The 24,097-nt window shown below is 71.6% G+C and carries 22 protein-coding genes; 10 read left to right on the top strand and 12 right to left on the bottom strand.

From position 1 onward, the window contains the following. Window positions 1–78: 78 nt before the first annotated feature. Entirely contained in the window at window positions 79–1,479 is a 1,401-nt protein-coding gene (locus ABZ464_RS32580) for a glutamate decarboxylase (RefSeq protein ID WP_359282864.1), read from the bottom strand. A gap of 235 nt (window positions 1,480–1,714) precedes the next feature. On the opposite strand from ABZ464_RS32580, the gene ABZ464_RS32575 reads away from it, so the two are divergent. Further along, on the top strand, window positions 1,715–2,482 hold the full coding sequence (locus ABZ464_RS32575; RefSeq protein WP_359282861.1) for a MerR family transcriptional regulator: 768 nt from the start codon (window positions 1,715–1,717) through the stop codon (window positions 2,480–2,482). Between the two features lie 20 nt (window positions 2,483–2,502). On the opposite strand, the gene ABZ464_RS32570 is transcribed toward ABZ464_RS32575, so the two are convergent. Continuing rightward, on the bottom strand, window positions 2,503–2,868 hold the full coding sequence (locus ABZ464_RS32570) for a YbjQ family protein (protein WP_359282859.1): 366 nt from the start codon (window positions 2,866–2,868) through the stop codon (window positions 2,503–2,505). Between the two features lie 138 nt (window positions 2,869–3,006). Here ABZ464_RS32570 and ABZ464_RS32565 point away from each other — a divergent pair, with 138 nt between their 5' ends. Continuing rightward, entirely contained in the window at window positions 3,007–3,822 is an 816-nt protein-coding gene (locus tag ABZ464_RS32565) for a VTT domain-containing protein (RefSeq protein WP_359282858.1), read from the top strand. Between the two features lie 122 nt (window positions 3,823–3,944). On the opposite strand, the gene ABZ464_RS32560 is transcribed toward ABZ464_RS32565, so the two are convergent. Continuing rightward, on the bottom strand, window positions 3,945–5,537 hold the full coding sequence (locus tag ABZ464_RS32560; protein WP_359282856.1) for a threonine/serine exporter family protein: 1,593 nt from the start codon (window positions 5,535–5,537) through the stop codon (window positions 3,945–3,947). 125 nt (window positions 5,538–5,662) lie between these two features. After that, complete coding sequence (locus ABZ464_RS32555) at window positions 5,663–6,154, bottom strand: inorganic diphosphatase (protein ID WP_055637912.1); 492 nt, start codon at window positions 6,152–6,154, stop codon at window positions 5,663–5,665. A gap of 124 nt (window positions 6,155–6,278) precedes the next feature. Between ABZ464_RS32555 and dacB the strand changes: the two genes are divergently transcribed. From dacB to folE, 6 genes are all read left to right on the top strand, one after another. Beyond that, window positions 6,279–7,904 (top strand): D-alanyl-D-alanine carboxypeptidase/D-alanyl-D-alanine-endopeptidase, encoded by a 1,626-nt coding sequence (gene dacB, locus ABZ464_RS32550; RefSeq protein ID WP_359282960.1) that lies wholly within the window; start codon window positions 6,279–6,281, stop codon window positions 7,902–7,904. A gap of 79 nt (window positions 7,905–7,983) precedes the next feature. Continuing rightward, entirely contained in the window at window positions 7,984–9,117 is a 1,134-nt protein-coding gene (locus tag ABZ464_RS32545) for a zinc-dependent metalloprotease (RefSeq protein WP_359282853.1), read from the top strand. Window positions 9,118–9,321: 204 nt separating this feature from the next. Continuing rightward, window positions 9,322–10,365 (top strand): tRNA lysidine(34) synthetase TilS, encoded by a 1,044-nt coding sequence (gene tilS, locus ABZ464_RS32540; RefSeq protein WP_359282850.1) that lies wholly within the window; start codon window positions 9,322–9,324, stop codon window positions 10,363–10,365. A 54-nt stretch (window positions 10,366–10,419) separates the two neighbouring features. Beyond that, window positions 10,420–10,980, top strand: a complete 561-nt coding sequence (gene hpt, locus ABZ464_RS32535; protein WP_359282957.1) for a hypoxanthine phosphoribosyltransferase — start codon at window positions 10,420–10,422, stop codon at window positions 10,978–10,980. Between the two features lie 185 nt (window positions 10,981–11,165). After that, complete coding sequence (gene ftsH, locus ABZ464_RS32530) at window positions 11,166–13,205, top strand: ATP-dependent zinc metalloprotease FtsH (protein ID WP_359282848.1); 2,040 nt, start codon at window positions 11,166–11,168, stop codon at window positions 13,203–13,205. Between the two features lie 164 nt (window positions 13,206–13,369). Next, window positions 13,370–13,975 carry a GTP cyclohydrolase I FolE gene (folE, locus tag ABZ464_RS32525; protein WP_055637907.1) on the top strand — a complete coding sequence of 202 codons (606 nt, stop codon included), beginning with the start codon at window positions 13,370–13,372 and terminating at the stop codon, window positions 13,973–13,975. A 44-nt stretch (window positions 13,976–14,019) separates the two neighbouring features. Here the strand turns inward: folE and ABZ464_RS32520 are convergent, their stop codons facing one another. The 6 genes from ABZ464_RS32520 to ABZ464_RS32495 all read right to left on the bottom strand — a co-directional run bounded on the left by ABZ464_RS32520 (window position 14,020) and on the right by ABZ464_RS32495 (window position 19,092). Further along, complete coding sequence (locus ABZ464_RS32520) at window positions 14,020–14,505, bottom strand: DUF3180 domain-containing protein (RefSeq protein WP_359282845.1); 486 nt, start codon at window positions 14,503–14,505, stop codon at window positions 14,020–14,022. A gap of 77 nt (window positions 14,506–14,582) precedes the next feature. After that, the gene (gene folK / locus ABZ464_RS32515; RefSeq protein WP_359282842.1) at window positions 14,583–15,194 is read right to left on the bottom strand and encodes a 2-amino-4-hydroxy-6-hydroxymethyldihydropteridine diphosphokinase; all 612 of its coding nucleotides are present in this window, start codon (window positions 15,192–15,194) and stop codon (window positions 14,583–14,585) included. Then, window positions 15,191–15,550, bottom strand: a complete 360-nt coding sequence (folB, locus tag ABZ464_RS32510; RefSeq protein ID WP_359282839.1) for a dihydroneopterin aldolase — start codon at window positions 15,548–15,550, stop codon at window positions 15,191–15,193. Before folB ends, folK begins: the two co-directional genes overlap by 4 nt. A gap of 194 nt (window positions 15,551–15,744) precedes the next feature. Further along, window positions 15,745–16,260 carry a nuclear transport factor 2 family protein gene (locus ABZ464_RS32505; RefSeq protein WP_359282836.1) on the bottom strand — a complete coding sequence of 172 codons (516 nt, stop codon included), beginning with the start codon at window positions 16,258–16,260 and terminating at the stop codon, window positions 15,745–15,747. Beyond that, on the bottom strand, window positions 16,257–17,117 hold the full coding sequence (gene folP / locus ABZ464_RS32500; protein ID WP_359282834.1) for a dihydropteroate synthase: 861 nt from the start codon (window positions 17,115–17,117) through the stop codon (window positions 16,257–16,259). The genes ABZ464_RS32505 and folP overlap by 4 nt, the downstream gene beginning before the upstream one ends. A 160-nt stretch (window positions 17,118–17,277) precedes the next feature. Next, entirely contained in the window at window positions 17,278–19,092 is a 1,815-nt protein-coding gene (locus ABZ464_RS32495; protein WP_359282831.1) for a phosphatidylglycerol lysyltransferase domain-containing protein, read from the bottom strand. Window positions 19,093–19,328: 236 nt separating this feature from the next. Between ABZ464_RS32495 and ABZ464_RS32490 the strand changes: the two genes are divergently transcribed. Both ABZ464_RS32490 and ABZ464_RS32485 read left to right on the top strand, forming a co-directional pair. Continuing rightward, window positions 19,329–20,447, top strand: coding sequence for an alpha/beta hydrolase-fold protein (locus ABZ464_RS32490; RefSeq protein ID WP_359282828.1), 1,119 nt, complete (start codon window positions 19,329–19,331; stop codon window positions 20,445–20,447). Window positions 20,448–20,667: 220 nt separating this feature from the next. Further along, entirely contained in the window at window positions 20,668–22,122 is a 1,455-nt protein-coding gene (locus ABZ464_RS32485) for a hypothetical protein (RefSeq protein ID WP_359282826.1), read from the top strand. Window positions 22,123–22,222: 100 nt separating this feature from the next. Here ABZ464_RS32485 and ABZ464_RS32480 read toward each other — a convergent pair whose 3' ends face one another. Together ABZ464_RS32480 and ABZ464_RS32475 are read right to left on the bottom strand one after the other, a co-directional pair. Next, the gene (locus tag ABZ464_RS32480) at window positions 22,223–23,566 is read right to left on the bottom strand and encodes a PH domain-containing protein (protein ID WP_359282823.1); all 1,344 of its coding nucleotides are present in this window, start codon (window positions 23,564–23,566) and stop codon (window positions 22,223–22,225) included. After that, complete coding sequence (locus ABZ464_RS32475; protein ID WP_359282820.1) at window positions 23,563–24,087, bottom strand: PH domain-containing protein; 525 nt, start codon at window positions 24,085–24,087, stop codon at window positions 23,563–23,565. Before ABZ464_RS32475 ends, ABZ464_RS32480 begins: the two co-directional genes overlap by 4 nt. Window positions 24,088–24,097: the final 10 nt, after the last annotated feature.

The following is a 24,097-nucleotide window of genomic DNA, read 5'->3' as shown; positions in this document are numbered from 1 at the left end:
GCACTCCCCCAGAGGGGGGACCCCCAGAGCACGCACCGGACGCCGCTCCTTCTCCCGCGGAGATCCGTCAGAAGGGCCCTAGTGGTGGAAGCTGGTCGCCGCGCTCTTGTCCCGGCCCAGGGGGCCCGGCTGGCGGCGCAGCTCCGGCAGCAGCCGGGTGAGGTCGTCCACGAACATGTCCGCGAGGTCCTCCGAGAAGCCGTTGCGGCACACCACCCGCAGCACGGACAGGTCCTCCCGGTTCGGCGGGAAGGTGTACGCCGGGAGCAGCCAGCCGCTCTCCCGCATCCGCCGCGAGACGTCGAAGACGTCGTACGACGTGACGTCCGGCGCGGTCGTGAAGGCGAAGACGGGCAGCTCGTCGCCCCGGGTGAGGAGCCGGAAGTCGCCGAGGGCCTCCACCTTGTCGGCGATGCCCCGGGCCACGTCCCGCGTGGTCTGCTGCACCATCCGGTAGCCCTCGCGGCCCAGCCGCACCAGCGTGTAGTACTGGGCGACCACCTGGGCGCCGGGCCGGGAGAAGTTCAGCGCGAACGTCGGCATGTCACCGCCCAGATAGTTGACCCGGAACACCAGTTCCTCGGGCAGCGCCTCCTTGTCGCGCCACAGCGCCCAGCCGACCCCGGGGTACACCAGTCCGTACTTGTGCCCGGAGGTGTTGATCGACGCCACGCGCGGCAGCCGGAAGTCCCACATCAGGTCCTCGTCGAGGAAGGGCGCGATCATCGCGCCGGACGCCCCGTCCACATGCACCGGGATGTCGAGACCGGTGCGCTCCTGGAGGGCGTCCAGGGCCGCGCACAGCTCGGCGATCGGCTCGTAGGACCCGTCGAAGGTGGAGCCCAGGATGCCGACGACCCCGATGGTGTTCTCGTCGCACCGCTCGGCGGCGGCCTGCGGGTCGAGGTGGTAGCGCTCGCCGTCCATGGGGATCAGCCGGGGCTCGACCTCCCAGAAGTTGCAGAACTTCTCCCAGCACACCTGGACGTTGATCCCCATCACCAGGTTCGGCCGGGTCCCGGAGTCCGGATTCCGCTTGCTCCAGCGGCGCTTGAGCGCCATCCCGGCCAGCATGCACGCCTCGCTGGACCCGGTCGTCGAACAGCCCACGGCCGCGGACGGGTCCGGCGCGTTCCACAGATCGGCGAGCATCGCCACACAGCGCCGCTCCAGCTCGGCGGTGCGCGGGTACTCATCCTTGTCGATCATGTTCTTGTCGCGGCACTCCGCCATCAGCACCCCGGCCTGCGGCTCCATCCAGGTGGTGACGAAGGTCGCCAGATTGAGCCGGGAGTTGCCGTCCAGCATCAGCTCGTTGTGGACCAGGTCGTACGCCGCCATCGGCGCCAGCGGGTTGTCGGGCAGCCGGTGCTTGGGCGGGGCCTCGGTCATGCCGCTGACCGGATTGGCCTCGCCGTAGAAGGGGTTCAGGGACAGCGGGCGCTCGTCGGGCTTCTCGGGACCTTTGTGCAACGCCATGAGGGCCTCCTGACGGGTCGAACGGGTGACGGCGGCCCGGAGTTCCGACTGCCGTCCGCAGCGGACGGCAGGGCCACGAGCTCACGATAAGCGGACGAAACGGACACGACATCCGGACGGGTGACAGCCTGTGACGGGACGCCCGCCCGGCCCCCGCGGTCCGCGCTTGCACCTCACGCGACGTGAGGACGCACCGTGGAACCCGTACGGACGCACACGGAAGGGAGCGGAGGACGTGAGCTACTCCGTAGGACAGGTCGCCGGATTCGCCGGGGTCACGGTGCGCACCCTGCACCACTACGACGAGATCGGCCTGCTCGTCCCCGGCGGCCGCAGCCACGCGGGCCACCGGCGCTACGAGGACGCCGACCTCGACCGGCTCCAGCAGATCCTGTTCTACCGCGAGCTCGGCTTCCCGCTCGAGGAGGTCGCCGCCCTGCTCGACGACCCGGCCGCGGACCCGCGCGCGCACTTGCGCCGTCAGCACGAACTGCTGACCGCCCGGATCGAGAAGCTGCAGAAGATGGCGGCGGCCGTCGAACACGCCATGGAGGCACGCACGATGGGCATCAATCTCACACCCGAGGAGAAGTTCGAGGTCTTCGGCGACAAGGACCCCGAGCGGTACGCGGAGGAGGCGGAGGCACGCTGGGGCGGCACCGACACCTACGCCGAGTCGCAGCGCCGCGTCGCCCGCTACACCAAGGAGGACTGGAAACGCATCCAGGCCGAGGTCGACTCCTGGAACGAGCGGTACGTCGCCCTGATGGCCGCCGACGAGCCGTCCACCGCCGGGCCGGTGATGGACCTGGCCGAGGAGCACCGGCGGCACATCTCCACCTGGTACTTCGACTGCCCGTACGAGATGCACCGCCGTCTGGGGGAGACGTATGTCGCCGACGAGCGGTTCAAGGCGTTCTACGACTCCCTGCGGCCCGGCCTCGCCGAGCACCTGAAGGAGGCCATCCGGGCGAACGCGGACCGGCACGCCTCGAACGGCTGACACCCGTCCCGGCCCGGGGCTCAGTCCCGGGCCACGACCACCGCGGTCCCGTAGGCGCACACCTCGGTGCCCACGTCCGCCGCCTCGCTCACGTCGAAGCGGAACATCAGCACCGCGTTGGCGCCCCGTGAGCGTGCCTGCTCGACGAGCCGCTCCATGGCCTGGTTGCGGGTCTGCACCAGGGTCTTCGTCAACCCCTTGAGCTCGCCGCCGATCATCGATTTCAGGCCGGCGCCGATCTGGCTGCCCAGATGCCGTGAGCGCACAGTCAGCCCGAAGACCTCGCCGAGGACCTCCTGCACCCGGAAACCGGGGACGTCGTTGGTGGTGACGACCAGTACGTCCGGCTGGGGCCCCTGGCCGCCGCCGAATTCATCGATGCCCATGTTCACAGCTTTGACCGAGGAGGGGCACAGTGCATCCTGGGGAAAGCCCTGGGAACCTGGTCCTGTGGCGCTGCGTTGATAGTTTGGGGCGGTCCCGCCGCCGCACCGACCGCCCTCACCCCTCAGGAGCCCGGAACCGTGACGACCCTTGCCCTCGGACCGAGCTGGCTGGACCCCAACTACCTGCTCGACACGTTCGGCATCTGGGGTCTGCTGCTCATCGTCTTCGCGGAGTCCGGCCTGCTCATCGGCTTCTTCCTGCCCGGTGACTCCCTGCTGTTCACGGCCGGCCTGCTGATCACCTCGAACCAGCTGGACTTCCCGCTGTGGGGCGCGGTCGCGCTGATCTGCGTCGCGGCCGTCCTGGGCGACCAGGCGGGCTACATGTTCGGCAAGAAGGTGGGCCCGTCCCTCTTCAGCCGCCCCGACTCCCGCCTCTTCAAGCAGGAGAACGTCACCAAGGCGCACGAGTTCTTCGAGAAGCACGGCCCGAAGTCCCTGATCCTGGCCCGCTTCGTGCCCATCGTGCGGACGTTCACGCCGATCATCGCCGGTGTCAGCGGCATGAAGTACCGCTCGTTCCTGGTCTTCAACGTCATCGGCGGCGTCCTGTGGGGCGCGGGCGTGACCCTCCTCGGCTCCTGGCTCGGCAACATCGAGTTCGTCAAGAAGAACATCGAGGCGATCCTCATCCTGATCGTCCTCATCTCGGTGATCCCGATCGTCATCGAGTTCCTCAGGGCCCGCTCCCAGGCCAAGAAGAACCCGCCCCAGCAGCCCGCCGCGCCGCAGCAGCAGACGTACCCGGTCATGGACGACGCGACGACCCAGCTCCGCCGCATCGAACCGGAGCACCCCCAGCAGCACGACTACTACTCCCAGCAGCAGCCGTACGGCAACGACTACTACGGCGGCCAGCAGCAGTACCCGCACAACCAGAACCAGGGCTACTAGCAGCGCCCCCGAAGGGGCGCGGGGCTGTATCGATATGCGGCTCCGCCGCGTGGGCGCGACAAGCCACGACGCACCCGCACTCGCGCAGACACAGAACGCACCGGGCGCATGGCCGCCCGGCACTAAAACCCCCGCGTCCTCTTCGCGGCCTTCCGCTTCTCCGCCGACCCGATCCGCAGGAACAACCGCGACACCTCGTTCCCCAGATTCACCCCGATGGCGATGGCCATGGCCAGAGCGGCCGCCTTGGTGAGCGACCCCAGCCCCTTGTCCACCTCGTTCTGAGCGATCGCCAACAGCCCGAAGTACACGGCCGACCCGGGCAGCAGAGGCCCGATCGCCGCGGTCGTGTACGGCAGCGCCGAGGCGAACCGGTACCGCGCCAGCAACTGCCCGAACAGGCCGACCACGCCCGCCGCGACGGCCGTGGAGGCCACGGGCGAGATCTCGCCGGTGTAGTGCATGGCGCCGTACACACACCAGGCGACACCCCCGTTCAGGGTGACGGCCAGCACGGTGGAACGTTCCTGCTGGAGCAGGACGGCGAAGGTGAGCGACAGCAGCATCGAGGAGCCGATCTGCCACAGCGGCCGGTCGCTGCCGCCCAGGACCGCGTCGGGATTGAGCCGGGCGCCCAGCTGGACGCCGACGTAGAGCATCACCAGCACCCCGACGACGATGCCCACGAACAGGTACATGACCTCCAGCAGGCGGGCCGCGGCGGTGATGTAGAAGCCGGTCAGCCCGTCCTGGACGCCCGCCACCAGCGCCCGCCCCGGCAGCAGCGCGAACAGCCCGCCGGTGATGACCGCGGACGCCTCCACGTCGACGTGCGCCAGCGTCAGCGCGATACCCATCGCCACCGACGGCATCGCGGCCACCAGGAACTGGTAGAACTCCGGCAGCCCGCGCCCCGCGCACAGCCACGCCAGCCGGTCGCCGAGCATGGCGGCCACCATCGCCGCCACGAACACCACGGCGTCACCGCCGACCAGCACCGAGGCCGCCCCCGCGAGCAGCCCGCTCGCCCCGGTCAGCACCCAGGTCGGATACGGATGCCGGTTGCGGCGGATCTCCGCGAGCCGCCGGTAGGCCTCCTCCAGGGAGACATGGGCCTCCGGGTCGCTCAGATCGTCCACGAGCCGGAAGACGGCCGCCAGCCGGGTGTAGTCGGTGCCCCGGCGGCGCACCGTCCGGGACGCCGTGACCGGGTCCTCCACCAGCGAGGGCTGGTACGAGATCGACAGCAGCGTGAAGGTGACGGTCGGTTCGCAGCGGTCCAGGCCGTACGAGCGGCACACCGCGAACATCGCGGCCTCCACGTCCTCCGCGCCCTCCCCACCCGCGAGCAGCAGCTCGCCGATGCGCAGCGTCAGGTCGAGCACGCGCGGGACGGCCGGACCGCCCTCCTCCGCCTTCACGACCGGTTCCGGCGCGGGCCGCTCCGCCACCGGCATCCGCAGCATCGTGCGCATCCGGTCCTGCCAGGGCACGTCCTTGGCCAGACTCACCACCGGGATCCCGTCGGCGGGTGTGAACGCGGCCGGGGCGCTGCGCGCGCTGTACGTGCTCGGCCGGCTGAACGCCGAGCCCTCCGCCTCCGGGGCGGGCGAGACCTCCACCCCCTCCGGCACGGCGAACTCGGAGGTCACCTCGGGGTCGTACGGCCCCCTCGCCTCGTCCGACTGCGGCTTGCGGTCCTCCGCCTCCGTCACTGAGAAACGCTCCCTGAACGACGCCTTCCGTGTGCCTCAGTATGCGCACGAGTACGCGTACGGACACGCGAAAGGGCCGCACGCGTGCGTACGGCCCTTCGACGCGGGGTGATCAAGCCGGGGGGTCAGTGACCGCCCTGGTCCTTGAAGCGCTTGTACGACCGCTCGATCTCGGCCTCGGCGTCGGTGCGGCCGACCCAGTCGGCGCCCTCGACGGACTTGCCGGGCTCCAGGTCCTTGTAGACCTCGAAGAAGTGCTGGATCTCCAGGCGGTCGAACTCCGACACGTGGTGGATGTCGCGCAGGTGCTCCACGCGCGGGTCCGTCGCCGGGACGCACAGCAGCTTGTCGTCGCCGCCGGCCTCGTCCGTCATCCGGAACATGCCGATCGCGCGGCAGCGGATCAGACAGCCCGGGAAGGTGGGCTCGTCCAGGATGACCAGCGCGTCCAGCGGGTCGCCGTCCTCGCCGAGGGTGTTCTCGACGAAGCCGTAGTCGGTCGGGTACGCGGTCGAGGTGAAGAGTCGACGGTCCAGGCGGATCCGACCCGTCTCGTGGTCCACCTCGTACTTGTTGCGCGAACCCTTCGGGATCTCGATCGTGACGTCGAACTCCACCGGTGGCTCCTCCATGATCAGCACATAGTTCTGGTGATTAAGTGTCCCTCACGCCGGTGTGTGATCGCGAAAGGGGCTGGTGGTCGTGCCGGAGCTGAGGCCTTGGCGAGCCGCGAGACCGCATGTGGTGCGGATCACGGACGCCGTACGACCGCGTCTGGCACGTGCCGCAGGGATCGTACGGCCCTCTCTCGCGCGCGCCGCGGCGGCCGCCGGGCCGCAGGTCGCACGGCTGACGCAAGCGGTCGGTCCACAGCTCGCGCGGATCACGAAGGCCGGTCCGCACACCGGTTCCTGGCGGTACACCGCGGGTGCGGCGACCGCAGGTCTGGCGCTGGCCGCGGGCGTGGTGACCGCCGCCGGCCCCTGGGACGGCACCGGTCAGCGTACGGCCGAGCGCGACCGGGCAGTCGCCCTGGACCGCACGGGTGGCGCAGATCACGGCCGTAAGGACGATTCGTCCCGTACGTCCGCCACCGCCGCCGGGGCGCCCCGCCCCGCCCCCAGCGCCGCCTCCGTCCTCACCGGCCTCGGGGGCGCCGCGGACACCGTGAAGTCCGCCCCGGACGCCCCCGCCGCCCTGCCCACCACCACCGGTCTCAAGGCCGTCCTGGACCGTCTGCTGGCCGATCCGGCCCTCGGCGCCCGGCACACCGCCGCCGTCGTCGACGTGGCCACCGGCAAGCGCCTGTACGGCTCCGGGGCCGACACGGCGCTCACCCCGGCCTCCACCACCAAGATCGCCACCGCCGTCGCCGCGCTCTCCGCGATGGGACCCGACCACCGCCTCACCACCCGCGCCGCCCTCGAACCCGACACGAAGGAACTCGTCCTGGTCGGCGGCGGCGACCCCACCCTCACCGCCCGCCAGGACGCCCAGGGCTGGGCCGGACTGCGCACCCTCGCCGCGGCCACCGCCAAGACCCTCAAGGCGCGCGGCATCACCCAGGTGACCCTCTCGTACGACACGACCCTCTTCGCCGGCTCGCAGATTCACCCCATCGGGGTCAACCCCAACCTCGCCCCCGTCACCGCGCTGAGCGCCGACGAGGGCCGCACCGACGACTCCACCAGCGGACCGACGACCCGGGTGAGCGACCCGGCCGCCGACGCCACCCGCAAGTTCGCCGCCTACCTGGAGGCCGACGGCATCAAGTCCTCGGCCCCCGGCCCCTCGAAGGCCACCACGCGCGCGCAGACGCTCGCCACCGTCTCCTCGCCCCCGCTGTCCACGCTGATCGAACGCATGCTCACCAACAGCGACAACGACATCGCCGAGGCCCTCGCCCGGCAGACCGCCGTCGCCACCGGCGTACGCGCCGACTTCGCCGGCGGCGGCAAGGCCGTCCGCGCCCAGCTCCAGAAGCTCGGCCTGCCCGTGACCGGCGCCGTCTTCAAGGACGGCAGCGGGCTCGACCGCGCGGACCGCCTCACCGCGAACCTCCTCACCACCCTCCTCGCCAAGGCCGGCGACCCCGGCCTCCCCGCACTGCGCCCCGTCCTCACCGGACTGCCCGTCGCCGGCTTCACCGGCACCCTCAGCACCCGCTACGCCGACGGCGCCGCCGGTGTCGTCCGGGCCAAGACCGGCACCCTGACCGGCGTGAACACCCTCGCCGGCACGGTCGTCGACCAGGACGGCCGGCTCCTCGCCTTCGCCCTGCTCACCTCCGACACCACCGACCCGACGGCCGCCCAGACCGCCCTGGACAAGGCCGCGACGGCACTGGCGGGCTGCGGCTGCCGGTGAGCGACGCCCGACCCTGACGTATCCCTGATCAAGCCCTCGCGGCCTGCCCCAACCGGGACCGAGCACGTACGGTTGACACATGACGAGCATCGGTGGTGCTGCATCTGCTGGGATGGTCGACTGGAATCTCGCGGTCGCGACCGCGACCCGGCTCGTGCGGCCGGGCCCCGAGGTCAGCCGTGACGAGGCCCGGACCGTCGTCGCGGAACTGCGCCGGCACGCCAAGGCCTCCGAGCACCACGTCCGCGGCTTCACCCGCATGGGCACCGAGGACATCCACGACACGCCGATCCTCGTCGTCGACCGCCCCGGCTGGGTCCGGGCGAACGTCGCCGGGTTCCGGGAGATCCTCAAACCCCTCCTGGACAAGATGCAGGAGCGCCGCGGCGGCACCCCCGGCGGCGCGGTCCTCGGCGCCGTCGGCGGCAAGGTCACCGGCGTCGAACTCGGCATGCTGCTGTCGTTCCTCGCCTCCCGCGTCCTCGGCCAGTACGAGACCTTCGCCCCCGCCACCCGCGAACTCCCCGCCGGCGCCAAGAACGGCGGCCGGCTGCTGCTCGTCGCGCCCAACATCGTCCATGTCGAACGCGAACTCGACGTCGACCCCCACGACTTCCGCCTCTGGGTCTGCCTGCACGAGGAGACGCACCGCACCCAGTTCTCCGCCGTGCCCTGGCTGCGCGACCACCTGGAGGGGGAGATCCAGTCGTTCCTGGGGGAGACCGACGTCGACCCCATGACCTTCCTCGAGCGCTTCCGCGACGCCGCCCAGTCCCTCGCCGGAGGCCGCCCCGAGGGCGAGGAGGACGACGGCGGGCGCTCCCTCGTCGAACTCGTGCAGACCCCGGCCCAGCGGGAGATCCTCGCCCGGCTCACCGCCGTGATGTCCCTCCTGGAGGGCCACGCCGACTTCGTCATGGACGGCGTCGGCCCCGACGTCGTGCCGACCGTCTCCGAGATCCGCGAGAAGTTCCAGCAGCGCCGCGCCAAGGGCGCCTCCCGGCTGGACGTCGCCCTGCGCAAACTGCTCGGCCTGGACGCCAAACTCCGCCAGTACAAGGACGGCGAGCGCTTCGTGCGGTCCGTCGTCGACGAGGTGGGCATGGACGGCTTCAACCGCGTGTGGACCTCCCCCAACACGCTCCCCACCAAGGCCGAGATCGCCAAACCCGCGGACTGGGTCGCGCGGGTGCACCGCAAGGCCGACTCATGACCCGTACCGCGCGCCCCTGCCGAACACCGTGAGCCGAATGCGGCCCACGGCAGGCAAACGCCCCTCCAATCACCCGTCCGAGGGACCGTGAGCCCTCGACAGGCGTGCGATGCTCGGGGAGCGGCCCGGTTCTGTCACCATCTACACACTCTGAGTGACCGACCTCGGGCTCACCCCCCGAACTCTTCTTGAAGGGAACCGGACATGGGTCCCCATCCAGCGGTCGCGGCGATACGCCTGGCGGTCCGCCGCGTCCTCCACGACATCCTCAACGACCACCGGCCCGCCGGCCCGACCACCGGCGCCCGCGTACCGGCGCCGTACACCCGCCCGACCGCACCCCTCGTCCTCGTGGCGTGCTCCGGCGGCGCCGACTCCATGGCGCTCGCCTCCGCACTCGCCTTCGAGGCCCCCCGGCTCGGCATCCGCGCCGGCGGCGTCACCGTCGACCACGGCCTGCAGCACGGCTCCGACCTGCGCGCCGCGGAAGTCGTCCTGCGCCTGCGCGAACTCGGCCTCGACCCCGTCGAGTCCACCGCCGTGACCGTCGGCCGCGACGGCGGACCCGAGGCCGCGGCCCGCGACGCCCGCTACGCCGCCCTGGACGCCGCCACCGAGCGCCACGGCGCCGCCGCCGTCCTCCTCGGCCACACCCGCGACGACCAGGCCGAGACGGTCCTCCTCGGACTCGCCCGCGGCTCCGGCATCCGCTCCCTGTCCGGAATGGCCGCGGTCTCGGGGGCCGGCGGCCGTTACCGCCGCCCCTTCCTCGAACTCGACCGGCAGACCGCCCGCAAGGCGTGCATGGTCCAGTCCCTGCCCGTCTGGGACGACCCCCACAACGCCGATCCGGCCTACACCCGCTCCCGGCTGCGCCACGAAGGCCTGCCCGCCCTGGAGAAGGCCCTCGGCAAGGGCGTCGTCGAGGCACTCGCCCGGACGGCCCAGCTCTCCCGCGACGACGCCGACGCCCTCGACGCCTGGGCCCGCCGCGCCGAGGACTCCGTACGGGACGCGACCGGCCTCCTGGAGTGCGCCAAGCTCTACGCCCTGCCGCCCGCCGTCCGCCGCCGTATCCTGCGCCGCGCCGCCATCGAGGCGGGCGCGCCGGCCGGTTCCCTCTTCGCGCGGCACATCGAGGAGGTCGACCGGCTGATCACCGGCTGGCGCGGCCAGGGAGCCATCAATCTCCCGGGCAAGGTCGTGGCCCAGCGGCAGGGTGGCAGACTGGTGATTCGGCAAGGCTGATTCCCGACCCTCCGCACGGAGGGTCCGGGCCGGCCGGTGGGACGACCGAAAGTGATGCGGGTGGACGCGAAAGACATGGGTGCCGACCTCCAGCAGGTGCTCATCACCAAGGAAGAGATCGACGCGAAGCTGGCCGAGCTGGCCGCGAAGATCGACGCGGAGTACGAGGGCAAGGACCTGCTGATCGTCGGCGTGCTCAAGGGCGCGGTGATGGCCATGGCCGACCTCGCCCGGGCGCTGTCCACCCCCGTCACCATGGACTGGATGGCCGTGTCGTCGTACGGCGCGGGCACCCAGTCCTCCGGTGTGGTGCGGATCCTCAAGGACCTCGACACCGACATCAAGGGGCGGCACGTCCTGATCGTCGAGGACATCATCGACTCCGGGCTGACCCTCTCCTGGCTGATCAACAACCTCGGCTCGCGCGAGCCCGAGTCGTTGAAGATCTGCACCCTGCTGCGCAAGCCGGACGCGGCGAAGGTCGCCATCGACGTCGAGTGGGTCGGCTTCGACATCCCCAACGAGTTCGTCGTCGGCTACGGCCTCGACTACGCCGAGAAGTACCGCAACCTTCCGTTCGTCGGTACGCTCGCGCCCCACGTCTACGGCGGCTGAACCCACCGGGTCACAGACCTGTAGGACGTACGGGAACCCCGGCGGCCCTCGCGCCGTTGGAGCATGCAGACGGGTTCCCCAGCCGGACCGTGCGGCTTCCCGCGACAAAGCTGGGGTACCGTCAGAAGAACTGTCTTATCAAACTCACTATGGCAGGAGGGACGGGGCGACACCGCTCCGTATGGATGGACGTGAAGCGATACTTCCGTGGGCCGGTCATGTGGATCGTGCTGGCCGTCCTTGCCGTGGTCGTGTTGATGCAGGTCGTCGGCTCGTCCGGCGGCTACAAGACGGTGGACACCGGCCAAGTCGTGGCGGCGATCAACGAGAACAAGGTCGAGTCGGCCAAGCTCACCACCGGTGACGAGCAGACCATCAAGGTCACGCTCAAGGACGGCGTTAAGGTCAAGGGCAGCTCGAAGATCCAGGCGAGCTACATCGGCGACCAGGGCGTGACCATCGCCAATACGCTGCAGACCAAGTACCAGGACAAGCAGATCCCGGACGGCTACACGGTCTCTCCGACGAAGCAGAACGCCTTCGTCGGGATCCTGCTGTCCCTGCTCCCCTTCGTCCTCATCGTGGTCGTCTTCCTGTTCCTGATGAACCAGATGCAGGGCGGCGGCTCCCGCGTCATGAACTTCGGCAAGTCCAAGGCGAAGCTCATCACCAAGGACACGCCGAAGACGACGTTCGCCGACGTGGCCGGTTCGGACGAGGCCGTCGAGGAACTCCACGAGATCAAGGAGTTCCTGCAGGAGCCCGCCAAGTTCCAGGCCGTCGGCGCCAAGATCCCCAAGGGTGTGCTGCTGTACGGCCCGCCCGGCACCGGCAAGACCCTGCTCGCGCGCGCCGTCGCCGGCGAGGCGGGCGTCCCCTTCTACTCGATCTCCGGTTCCGACTTCGTCGAGATGTTCGTCGGTGTCGGTGCCTCCCGAGTCCGTGACCTCTTCGAGCAGGCCAAGGCGAACGCCCCGGCGATCGTCTTCGTCGACGAGATCGACGCGGTCGGCCGCCACCGCGGCGCCGGCCTCGGCGGTGGTCACGACGAGCGCGAGCAGACCCTGAACCAGCTGCTCGTCGAGATGGACGGCTTCGACGTCAAGGGCGGCGTGATCCTCATCGCCGCGACGAACCGGCCCGACATCCTCGACCCGGCGCTGCTGCGCCCCGGCCGCTTCGACCGCCAGATCGCGGTCGACCGTCCGGACATGCAGGGCCGGCTGGAGATCCTCAAGGTCCACCAGAAGGGCAAGCCGGTCGCGCCCGACGTCGATCTGGCCGCCGTCGCCCGCCGTACCCCCGGCTTCACGGGCGCCGACCTGTCGAACGTGCTGAACGAAGCGGCGCTCCTCACGGCGCGCAGCGACAAGAAGCTGATCGACAACCAGATGCTGGACGAGGCGATCGACCGTGTGGTCGCGGGCCCGCAGAAGCGGACCCGGATCATGTCGGACAAGGAGAAGAAGATCACCGCGTACCACGAGGGCGGTCACGCCCTGGTCGCGGCGGCTTCCCCGAACTCCGACCCGGTCCACAAGATCACCATCCTGAGCCGCGGCCGTGCGCTGGGCTACACGATGGTGCTCCCGGACGAGGACAAGTACTCCACCACGCGCAACGAGATGCTGGACCAGCTGGCCTACATGCTCGGCGGCCGCGCGGCGGAGGAGCTCGTCTTCCACGACCCGACCACGGGCGCGGCGAACGACATCGAGAAGGCCACCGCCACGGCCCGCGCGATGGTCACCCAGTACGGCATGACCGAGCGTCTGGGTGCGATCAAGTTCGGCGGCGACAACACCGAGCCGTTCCTCGGCCGTGAGATGGCTCACCAGCGCGACTACTCGGAAGAGGTCGCCGCCCTGGTGGACGAGGAAGTCAAGAAGCTCATCGAGAACGCGCACAACGAGGCCTGGGAGATCCTGGTCGAGAACCGCGACGTCCTCGACAACCTGGTCCTGCAGCTGCTGGAGAAGGAGACGCTGGGCAAGGAGGAGATCGCCGAGGTCTTCTCCGCCATCGTCAAGCGCCCCGCGCGACCTGCCTGGACCGGTTCCTCCCGCCGCACCCCGTCCACCCGTCCGCCGGTGCTCTCCCCCAAGGAGCTCGCACTGACGAACGGCGCCAACGGCGCGACGCCCGCGATCTCCACCGCGAAGTCCACCGCGGCGGAGTCCGCCCCGGTGACCGAGCCCGCCCAGGAGGACCGCACCGAGAGCTGACCGAGCTCCCGGAGCCCCCACCAGGCCCGGAATGGATGCCGCGCCCCCCAGGTTCTAGCCTGGGGGGCGCGGCTTTCCCATATGGCCGAATCCATACGGTGTGGTAGGACATCTCGGAACATCGAGCATCTAGGAACATCGAGCATCTAGGAACGAGGCAGCACATGACCGACCCCGTGACGCTGGACGGCGAGGGCTCCATCGGCGAGTTCGACGAGAAGCGCGCCGAGAACGCCGTACGGGAACTCCTGATCGCGGTCGGCGAGGACCCGGACCGCGAAGGCCTGAAGGAGACACCGGCGCGGGTGGCGCGGGCGTACCGGGAGATATTCGCGGGGTTGTGGCAGAAGCCCGAGGACGTGCTGACGACGACGTTCGACCTGGGGCACGATGAAATGGTGCTGGTCAAGGACATCGAGGTGTTCTCGACCTGTGAGCATCATCTGGTGCCGTTCCGGGGTGTCGCCCACGTCGGCTACATCCCGTCCACCTCGGGGAAGATCACCGGGCTGTCCAAGCTGGCCCGGCTCGTGGATGTCTTCGCGCGCCGTCCCCAGGTGCAGGAACGTCTCACCACGCAGATCGCGGACTCGCTGATGGAGATCCTGGAGCCGCGCGGGGTGATCGTGGTCGTCGAGTGCGAGCACATGTGCATGTCCATGCGGGGCATCCGCAAGCCCGGGGCCAAGACCATCACCTCGGCGGTGCGCGGTCAGCTGCGGGACATGGCCACGCGCAACGAGGCGATGAGCCTGATCATGGCGCACTGAGGCGCGCCCCGGCCATCGGGCCGGGGAACGTCAGGCCGGGAACGTCAGGCGGGGGAGGCGGCGCCCTTGTCGTGGTCGTCGTCCTCCGGGAGTTTGCAGACGCGCTCCAGGAACAGGGCGGACGCTATGACGGCGAGGCCGGCCAGGACCGAGAAGCCGGCGTAGATGGCCTGGTCGCGGCGGGCGGGGATGTCCAGGGACTCCAGGAGATAGACCCCGGTGCCGCCGTACATGCCGGCGACGAGGGCGGCGACCAGGGCGCTGGCCTGGCCGAAGACGACCGCGCGGGCCGCCATGAGGGGGTCGACGCCCTTCGCCTCGGGCCGGCGCTCGCGCTGGGCCTTGAGGCGGGCGCGCAGCGAGAGCGCCGTGGACAGCAGGACCACGGCGATCAGGGCGAGGACGATGGGGGCGGCCAGGGGGACACTGGGCAGGGTCCCGATCGAGTTCCAGAGGCGGGCGCCCGCCCAGGACAGGACGCCGGCCACGACGAACACGCCGGCCAGCACCCTGATGCGCAGCTCTCTCACGGTGTCCCTTCAGCTCCCCCGGGTTCCGCGGGTCGTTCCGCGGACGAGTGTCGTGGTGGTCGTCTTGACCTTAACGACTACTCGGGCAGCTGGAGTTCCAGGTCCTTGCGGACGGTGACGCCCTCGCCCGTGACCGCGTCGAGGAGGTCGGCGACCGCGCCGTGGCCGGGGAGCTGCGCCTCGGGGTCCACGTCGTGCCAGGGGGCGAGGACGAAGGCGCGTTCGTGGGCGCGCGGGTGCGGCAGGGTGAGCTGCGGGTCGTCGTCCACGACGCCCGCGTACGCCACGATGTCGACGTCGAGGGTGCGCGCGCCCCAGCGCTCGTCCCGGACACGGTGGAAGGCCTCCTCGACCGCGTGGGCCCGCTCCAGGAGCGAGGACGGGGGCAGGGTGGTCTTCAGCAGGACGACGGCGTTGAAGTACGAGGGCTGGCTGCCGGGTTCGACGCCCCACGGCTCCGTCTCGTACACCGGGGAGACGGCCTTGACGCGGACGCCGGGGGTGTCCTCCAGGGCGTCGACGGCCCCCTGGAGGGTCTCCAGACGGTTGCCGAGGTTGGCGCCGAGGGAGAGCACGGCGCGTTTGGGGTTGTGCAGGGTGGTGTCGGCGGCGTCCACCTGCTGGACGACGGAGGCGGGCACCGGCTGAACGGTCGGGTCGCTGTGACCCTGGGTGAAGGACGCGGTCATACTCGGCTCCGGGTGATGGTGACGGTCACGTCGTCGAAGGGGACCGTGATCGGGGCGTTCGGTTTGTGGACCACGACCTCGACCTCTTGTACCCCGTCGTGCTGCAGACAGGCCTGGGCGATGCGCTCGGCGAGCGTCTCGATGAGGTTGACCGGTTCGCCCTCGACGACGGCCACGACCTCCTCCGCCACGATGCCGTAGTGCACGGTCTTCGCCAGGTCGTCGGCGGCGGCGGCCGGGCGGGTGTCCAGGCCCAGGACGAGGTCCACGACGAAGGTCTGGCCCTCCCTGCGTTCCTCGGGGAACACACCGTGGTACCCGCGGGCCTTCAGGCCGCGCAGCGCGACACGATCCACGCGAATCACTCCTGCAATCGTCGGTTGCCTCGAACGAATCTACCTGCGCGCACCGACAGGACCGGGGCGCGGGCGCGCGCGTGCGGCGGCCCGGGAGGCAGTTTTCACCTGGTGTTTCCCTTGGTGAACCCGGGTGGCTCATGGGCCGGTGGCCGCACCTGCCCACGGGTTCGTGATTCCAACCACTTCTCGGATCAGGAGGGGCTGTCGTCGTCCTCGTCGGTGTCCGGTTCGTCGCCGTTCTCGGCGAGGACCGGGGAGGCGTGGTGCGACCAGAGCTTCCAGCCGTCGGGGGTGCGGCGGAACACATTGGTGGCGACCACCAGCTGGCCCACGAGCGGTCCGAGCTCCTCGCCCGCCCGGGGCGCGGGGCCACCGCTGAGGATGTTCTCCGTGCAGGTCACCAGGGCGGTGTCGCCGGTGACCGAGACATGCACATCGGTGAGGAAGAACTGGATGTAGTCGGTGTTCGCCATGATCAGGGCGTACGAGCGCAGGACCTCGCCGCGTCCGGTCAGCACCGGCCAGCCGGGGTGCACGCAGGAGATCACCCCGGTGTCGGCGGGGTCGTGGTACTCCTCGTCGACGCCCAGGTCGGCGGGGGTGAGCCAGAGCGAGGACACGCTTTCGAAGTCGCCCTGTTCGAGGGCCTCGTAGAACGCGGCGTTGGCGGCCTCGACCTGCTCGACGTCCGTGTGCGGGGCGGTCACCGCGCTCCTTCCACGGCGCGCGCGACCCGTACCGCGTCGGCGGTCGCGCGCACCTCGTGCACGCGCACCGCCCAGGCGCCGGTGTGCGCGGCGATCGCGGAGACGGCGGCGGTGGCGGCGTCGCGCTCGCGCGCGGGCGGGGGAGCGCTCTCGGGGCCGGCCAGGACGCGGCCGAGGAAGCGCTTGCGGGAGGCGGCGACGAGCAGCGGGTGCCCGAGGGCGTGCAGCCGGTCGAGGTGGGCGAGCAGGGTGAGGTCGTGGTCGGCCTCCTTGGAGAAGCCGAGGCCGGGGTCGACGACGATCCGGTCGGGGGAGACCCCGCCGGCGAGAACGGCCTCCACGCGCGCGTGCAGTTCGTCGACGACTTCGGTGACGACGTCCTCGTAGGAGCCCTTGACGTTGCCGCCCTCCAGGAAGCCGCGCCAGTGCATGACGACGAAGGGGCCGCCCGCGTCCGCGACGGCCGGGATCATCGCGGGGTCGGCGAGGCCGCCGCTGACGTCGTTGACGAGGGCGGCGCCGGCGGCGAGGGCCTGGGCGGCGACGGAGGCGCGCATGGTGTCGACGGAGACGACGGTGCCCTCGGAGGCGAGGCCCCGGACGACGGGGATGACCCGGCGCAGTTCCTCGGCCTCGTCGACGCGGGTGGCGCCGGGGCGGGTGGACTCGCCGCCGACGTCGACCAGGTCGGCGCCCTCGGCGACGAGCTGGAGGCCGTGTTTGACGGCGGCGGTCGTGTCGAACCAGCGGCCGCCGTCGGAGAAGGAGTCGGGTGTCACGTTGACGACGCCCATGACCGCGCAGCGGTCCCAGTCCGGAAGGCCGGCGACGTGCCCGCGTCCGCTCTGCTTGCTCATACGTTCAGCGTAGGCCCAGCAGGGCGCCGGGACGCCGGGCGGTCCGGGCGCAGGCCCCAGGGCTGGGAGGGGGCGGGGCCTGCGCCGGGCCGGTCCGGGAGGGGACGGGGGCCCGGGCGGGCCGGCCGGGAGGGGACGGCGGGCCCGGGCGGGCGTGGGGTCAGGCGGCCCGTACGTCCTGTCTCTCCGCGAGTCCGTGGGCGCACACGCGGGCCGCCTTGGTGCGGCGGCGCAGGAAGCGGGGCAGAGGGAGGGCCAGGTTCACGAAGCCTTCGGCCTGCATGGCGGCGAAGCCGATGCGCGGGAGGTCGCCCGAGGCGCGGTAGACCACGAAGCGGGGTTCCCAGCGGGGCTGGAACTTGGCGTTGAACTTGTACAGGGACTCGATCTGGAACCAGCGGGAGAGGAAGACCAGCAGCCCGCGCCAGGCGCGCAGTACCGGCCCCGCGCCGATCTTCTCGCCGCGGGCCAGCGCCGAGCGGAACATCGCGAAGTTCAGCGACACGCGCGTGATGCCGAGTTTCGGGGCGGCCTGGAGCGCGGCGACGATGAGGAGTTCGTTCATGCCGGGGTCGGCGGCGCGGTCGCGGCGCATCAGGTCCAGGGAGGCGCCGTCGGTGCCCCAGGGCACGAAGTGCAGGATCGCCTTCAGGTCGCCGTACGGGCCGGGCGCCTCGTCGGCCTTGTGGGCGGTGGCGATGAGGCAGTCGCCGTCGGCGGGGTCGCCGACGCGGCCCAGCGCCATGGAGAAGCCGCGCTCGGTGTCGGTGCCGCGCCAGTCCTCCGCGGCCAGCCGGATCCGCTCCAGTTCGGCCTCGCCGAGGTCACGGACACGACGTACGCGGGTCTCGTAACCGGCGCGTTCGATGCGCTTGACCATCTGCCGGACGTTGCGCATCGCGCGGCCGGCGAGCGAGAAATCCGCCACGTCCACCACCGCCTCGTCGCCCAGTTCGAGGGCGTCGAGGCCGGTCTCGCGGGTCCAGACCTCGCCGCCGGTCTCCGAGCAGCCCATGACGGCGGGCGTCCAGGAGTGCGCCCTGGCCTCGTCCATGAAGCGCTCGATGGCGCCGGGCCAGGCCTCTACGTCGCCGATGGGGTCGCCGCTGGCCAGCATCACGCCGGAGACGACGCGGTAGGTGACGGCGGCCTTGCCGCTGGGGGAGAAGACCACGGCCTTGTCGCGGCGCAGGGCGAAGTGCCCGAGGGAGTCGCGGCCGCCGTGCCGGTCGAGCAGGGCGCGCAGCCTGGCCTCGTCCTCCCCGGTGAGCCGGGCGGCCGGGTGTTCGGGCCGGAAGGCGAGGTAGATGGTGGTGACGGCGGTGATCCAGCCGAGGGCACCGAGGGAGAAGGCGACGGTCCAGGAGGTGCTGCCCTGGTAGTCGACCGGGCCCTCGAAGCCGAAGAGGCCGTACAGGACGTGGGTAATGCGATCGGCCAGGCTCGGGTCGCCGATCATGCGCCGCGGGTGGACGCTGACGATGATCAGTCCGAGGACGAGGGAACCGGCGCCCATGAGGACGAAGTTGGCGAGCGCGCGCCACCGGCTGCGCGGGTCGGGCAGGGCCCTGAACTGGTCCCGGTGGAGGATCAGCGGGACCAGCAGCGCGAGCGAGATGAGCGCGCCCACGATCGAGTGCCGGTACACGAACTGCGCGACCGCGCCGGCCGGGAGCAGGGCCACCGCCGCCCGCCAGGCGCGCCGCTTGCCGCGCTTGAGGCCGTGGGCGAGCAGGAGCAGCAGTACGCCGGCGCTGAGCGAGAGCGCGGCGGCGAACGGGCCGAACGAGCCGGGCAGCACCTCGGCGAGCGTGTGCATACGGCTCTGCCGGAACCGCGGGAAGATGCCCGCCGCGACGTCCAGCAGCCCCACGAGGGCACAGGCTCTGCCGACGAGGGCGGGTACGGATTCGGGGCGCGGACCTCGCATCAGCTGCCGCACCCGGCTTGATCGGTGCGGAACCCCGCCCGACATTTCCCCATCTTCCCTGACAGACATCGCATCCCGTAGTTCCGCGAGAGACCTTGGATCCGGATCCGATTCGGGCATCCGGCGACATTGCGCCCTCTAGGACGGTGTCTCGGGGAGAGAGGTTCACTCCGCTCTTCAAAGCCGCCGAAAAGGCCAAGGAAAGTCCGGGACAAGCCCTCGCGAAGGAGTCGGGGGGAACGGATGCGCGCCCGGGCCAGGAGCAGGCAGGAAACCGTTGTATGGGTCTCACGAGCAACACAGTGCTGCTGTTGTCAGTCCTGTTCGCCTTAATGCTGTTCGCCGGCACGGTATGGCTGTGGCCACGGCTGGCGCGGCGTTCCTGGCGGGCCGTCGGCGGGCGGATCGGTCTGCTGCTGTGCACACAGGTGGCCCTCTTCGTGTCCGTGGGGCTGTCCGCCAATCAGGCGTTCGGTTTCTACGCCAGCTGGGCGGACCTGTTCGGCCGGGAGACGGAGCCGGGTGTGGTCGTCGACCACACGAACGGCGCCCCGGCCGGGCCGCTGCGGGTCGTGGACAGCCGGCGGGTGGAAGGCGGCGGCGGGCGGCCGGACTTCGGCGGGCAGATCCAGAAGGTGGTGCTGGCCGGCCGTACGACCCACATCAACTCGCCCGCCTATGTGTATCTGCCCCCCGAGTACTTCGCCGCGAAGAACCGCACGCGTACGTTCCCCGCGGCCGTCGTCCTCACGGGCTACCCGGGCACCGCGGAGGCCCTCATAGACAAGCTGCACTACCCGCGCACCGCGCGGCGGCTCGCCGAGGACGGGCGGATGCAGCCGATGATCCTGGTGATGCTGCGGCCGACGGTGGCTCCGCCGCGGGACACGGAGTGCGTGGACGTCCCGGGCGGGCCGCAGACCGAGTCGTTCTTCGCCAAGGACCTGCCGGACGCCGTCGCGGCCCACTACAGGGTGGGCAAGAAGCCGGGGAGCTGGGGGATCATCGGGGACTCCACGGGCGGTTACTGCGCCCTGAAGCTCGCGATGCACCATCCGGAGGTGTACGCGGCGGGCGCGGGCCTGTCGGCGTACTACAAGGCGCCGACCGATCCGACGACCGGCGACCTGTTCCACGGCGACGAGACCCTGCGCAAGGAGGCCGATCTGCGCTGGTTTCTGAAGAATCGTTCCGCTCCGGACACCTCGCTGCTCGTCACCAGCAGCGAAGTCGGCGAGTCCAACTACAAGGCCACGCTGAACTTCATAGACCTGGCGAAGGCCACGGACCGGACCCGGATCTCGTCGATCATCCTCGAAAGCGGCGGCCACAACTTCAACACCTGGCGGCGCGAGATTCCGCCCGCTCTGGAGTGGATGAGCGGCCGGCTGAGTAATTGATCTTGACTTTCGCGCCCTTCCATGGGCTGTGAAGGCTTCGGTACGGCTGTGTTTTTACGGGGCGGGGCGCCAACATTCGCCTACGCGCGGTAAGTTTCTGGCCATGCCACGTGGACGTCACCGCCATTCACCGCCATTGCACAGGCTGTTGCCTCCCTCGGCGATCGCAGGCGTCTCGCTCACCTGCGCCTTCGGCCCCTGGGTGTTCTCGGATCCCGCCGTGCTCCGCGTCGTCGCCGCCGTCGCCGCGGCCACCGCGGTCGTCGGGGCAGCCGTGCTGCGTCGCTGGGACATGCACGCCGGCAAACAGGTCGCCGACCTCACGCGCGCGCGTGCGAGCGACGAGTGGCGCTTCGAGGAACGGGTCGCCGAACTGGAGACCGACCTCGACGAATCGCGTGACCTGCGCGGCAAGCTGGAGAAGCGGCTGCGGGCCAAGCGCGCCGAACTGGCCGGCCTGCGCAACGAGCACGCCGCCCTGCTGCGCCGTTACGCCACGGCGGAGACCGAGCGGGCGAGCGCCCTGGAGGGCCGCCGACTGCTCGAGATAGAGAACACGGCCGAGCCGGAGACGCACGCGCTGCCTCCCGCGCGCGTGTCGGAGGAGCGGGAGACGGAGACCGCGGTCTCCGAGACGCCCGAGACCGCGGAGACCGTCGAGACCGCCGACGATGAGCCCAAGGTTCCGGCGGCGTTTTCCCCGGAGGGCTCGCAGCTGTACGCGCGGGCGCGGTCGGCCCTGGCGAAGCTCGACCCGGACGCCGCTCCGGCCGAGGCCGCCGAGGACTCCGGCGCGGAGGAGCCCGTGCAGGTTCCGTCCGGGAAGACCGGTGGCGCGCAGTCCGCTCAGGAGGACGAGGCCGAGGGGCAGTCCGAGGCGGCCGACGAGCACGCGCGCGCGGCCGCCGCCCACCCGGCCGAGGAGACCGACGAGATCGGCGAGGGCCGGGCGACGGACGAGGCCGCCACGGAACCGACGGGGACGGCCACCGACGAGACCCCCACCGACGGCACCGCTGCCGCGCGGGCTGCCGCCGAGCGGACCGCTGCCGCGCAGGCACCCGCCGCGCGGGCTGCCGCCGAGCGGACCGCTGCCGCTCCGGCGGGCTCCGAGCGTGCGGCCGCCCCGGCCGCCGCCGACCGCGCCGTCTCCGCGGCCGCCGTCGCGGTCGTCGGCTCCGGGCGCGGCGGGTCCACGGCTGCCGTCTCCGCAACCGCCGCCCCGGCGACCGCCGGTGCGGTGGCCACCGTCCCCGAAGGCACCGCCCCCATCGCCCCCACCGTCCCCGCCGCCCCCGAGCCGGTGCGCGCCATGTCCGCCGCGCTCGTGCCGCGGCCCGCCGCGCCGGTGGTGCGGCCGTCCGGGCACTTCACCGTGCCGACCGCCGTGGCCGTCGTACCCGCCGCGCAGCCGGTACGGCGTCCCGCGGTGGAGGGCGGGTTCGACTTCTTCGGCACGAAGAGCGCGACGCCGAACGCCCTGGAGTCGGTGCAGAACGAGGACCTCGCCGACGTCGTCGGCCAGGAGGCGCTCGCGCTGCACAAGGCGGAGGCCGAGGCGGAGTTCAAGCCGGCCGGCGAGGAGGCCCGCGGCGTCGGCCAGGTGATCGACCTGACCGCGCACGACGAGACCGAGGTGATCGACCTCCAGGGCCTGCGCAGCGCGGTGTCCTGACCGGGAGTCACCCCGAGGGCCGTACGGCCGTCGTCCTCCGGACGGCAGCCGTACGGCCCTTCGGCGTTCCACCCCGCCGTGCGGTCACGCCATCCAGCGGTCACGCCATCCAGCGGTCGGGCCGGGCGTCCCGGCGGCCCGTGCGGGACCGCTCGGCCTGGGCGTGCAGCAGCTCCGCGGCCTCCTGAGCGTCCCTCAGGCGGGCGGTGACGGTCTTGTCGGCCCCCGTGTCCACATGGACGGCGGCGAGCCGCCACAGGCGCTGCCAGGGGCCCTGCGTCAGCCGTACGCTCTGGACCTTGGCGTGGGGCACGAGGGCGAGGCGGCGGTGCAGCAGCCCGTGCCGACTGGCGAACACGGCGTCGGTGACGGCGATCCCGTAACCCCGCCACCACAGCGGCACGCACCGCCCGGCCCGGCGCGGCGGGCGTGCCAGCGAGGCCGCCGCCGGCACGGTCACGCCGGGCAGCACGCGCGCGACGACGGCCTCCGCGACCGCGCGCGGGGCGACCGGCACGAGCACGGAGTTGGCCGAGCCCGCCACGTCCAGTTCGACGCGCACCCAGTCGCGGCGCCGCCACAGCAGCGGCTGCACGATCCGCACGGTCTGCACCCGCCCCGGCGGCACCGTCTCGTGCGTCCGGTCCAGCAGGCCGCGGTCGATGCGCAGTCCGTCCGGCGACTCGGCGACCGTCCAGTCGTACTCGCCGACGAACCGCCCGGCGCTGCGCGCGCCCGCCGCGCCGAGCAGCGGCAGACCGGTCGCGAGGACCGTCACCACGCTGTGCGTGACCAGCCACAGGACGGGCGGCACGACCAGGGCGGCGGCGACCGCGCCCCAGGCCGAACCGGTCAGCACCAGCGCGATCACCAGCTCGCGCGCCGGGACGCGCAGCAGCTCGCGCGCCGGCGCCTCGCCCACCTCGCGCGCCGTCTCGGGGGCGAAACCCGCCGCCCGCGCGAGCAGTTCGGCCCGCAACGCGCGTGCCTCGTCCTCGCCGAGGAAGGCCAGTTCGTCCTTCTTCTCGGCGCCGACGACGTCGAGCCGCAGTTTCGCCACGCCCGCCATCCGGGCGAGCAGGGGCTGGGTCACGTCGATCGCCTGGATGCGCTCCAGCCGGATGTGCGCGGTGCGCCGGAACAGCAGCCCGGTGCGGATGCGCAGTTCGCCGTCGGTCACCGCGAAGTGGGTGAACCACCAGCTCAGGAAGCCGTACGCGGCGGACGCCGGGACCAGGACGGCGAGCGCGATCAGCAGGGTCGTCGTGGTCAGCCGGGTGAGCTGCTCCTGCGCCTGGTTGGGGTCGTGCACCGCCCAGCCGACGAGCACCGCGACCGGGGCCCAGGCGCGCCGGAACGGGGTGACGGGGTGCAGCCGGCGCTCGGCGACGGCCGGCCGCACCGCCGCCCCGGGGACGTCGTCCTCGACGCCCTGGGCGGTCACAGGCCCGCCGATCGGGCCTCGCCGAGTTCGGTGAGCCGGTCGCGCAGCCGTTCCGCCTCGGCCGGGTCGAGACCCGGGATGGTCGCGTCGGTGGCGGCGGCCGCGGTGTGCAGCTGGACGCTGGCGAGCCCGAAGTGCCGTTCGACGGGTCCGGAGGTCACCTCGACGAGCTGCATGCGCCCGTACGGCACGACGGTCTCCTCGCGCCACAGCACGCCCCGGCTGATCAGCAGGTCGTCGGCGCGCTCGGCGTACCGCCAGGAGCGCCAGTTGCGGCCGAGGAGCACCCAGCCCCAGCCGATACCGGCCACCGGCAGCAGCGCGAAACCGGCCCACGCGGGGCCGACGCACAGTCCGAGCACCAGCCCGACGGCGACGGCCGCGAGCCCGAGCCACACCACCAGCGACAGCCGCCGCATCCGCAGCAGCCCCGGCGGCAGCCCGTTCCACACCGGACCGGCCCCCACGGTCCCCGCTGCGGCCTCGCTCGTCCTGGCGCCCCCTGGGCTCCCCGTTTCCATACCGCCAGCG

This window comes from Streptomyces sp. NPDC005820, assembly GCF_040630255.1.
Classification (GTDB): Bacteria; Actinomycetota; Actinomycetes; order Streptomycetales; family Streptomycetaceae; genus Streptomyces.
Note: the sequence above shows the minus strand (reverse complement) of the source record. Positions and strands in the feature narration are given on the sequence as shown.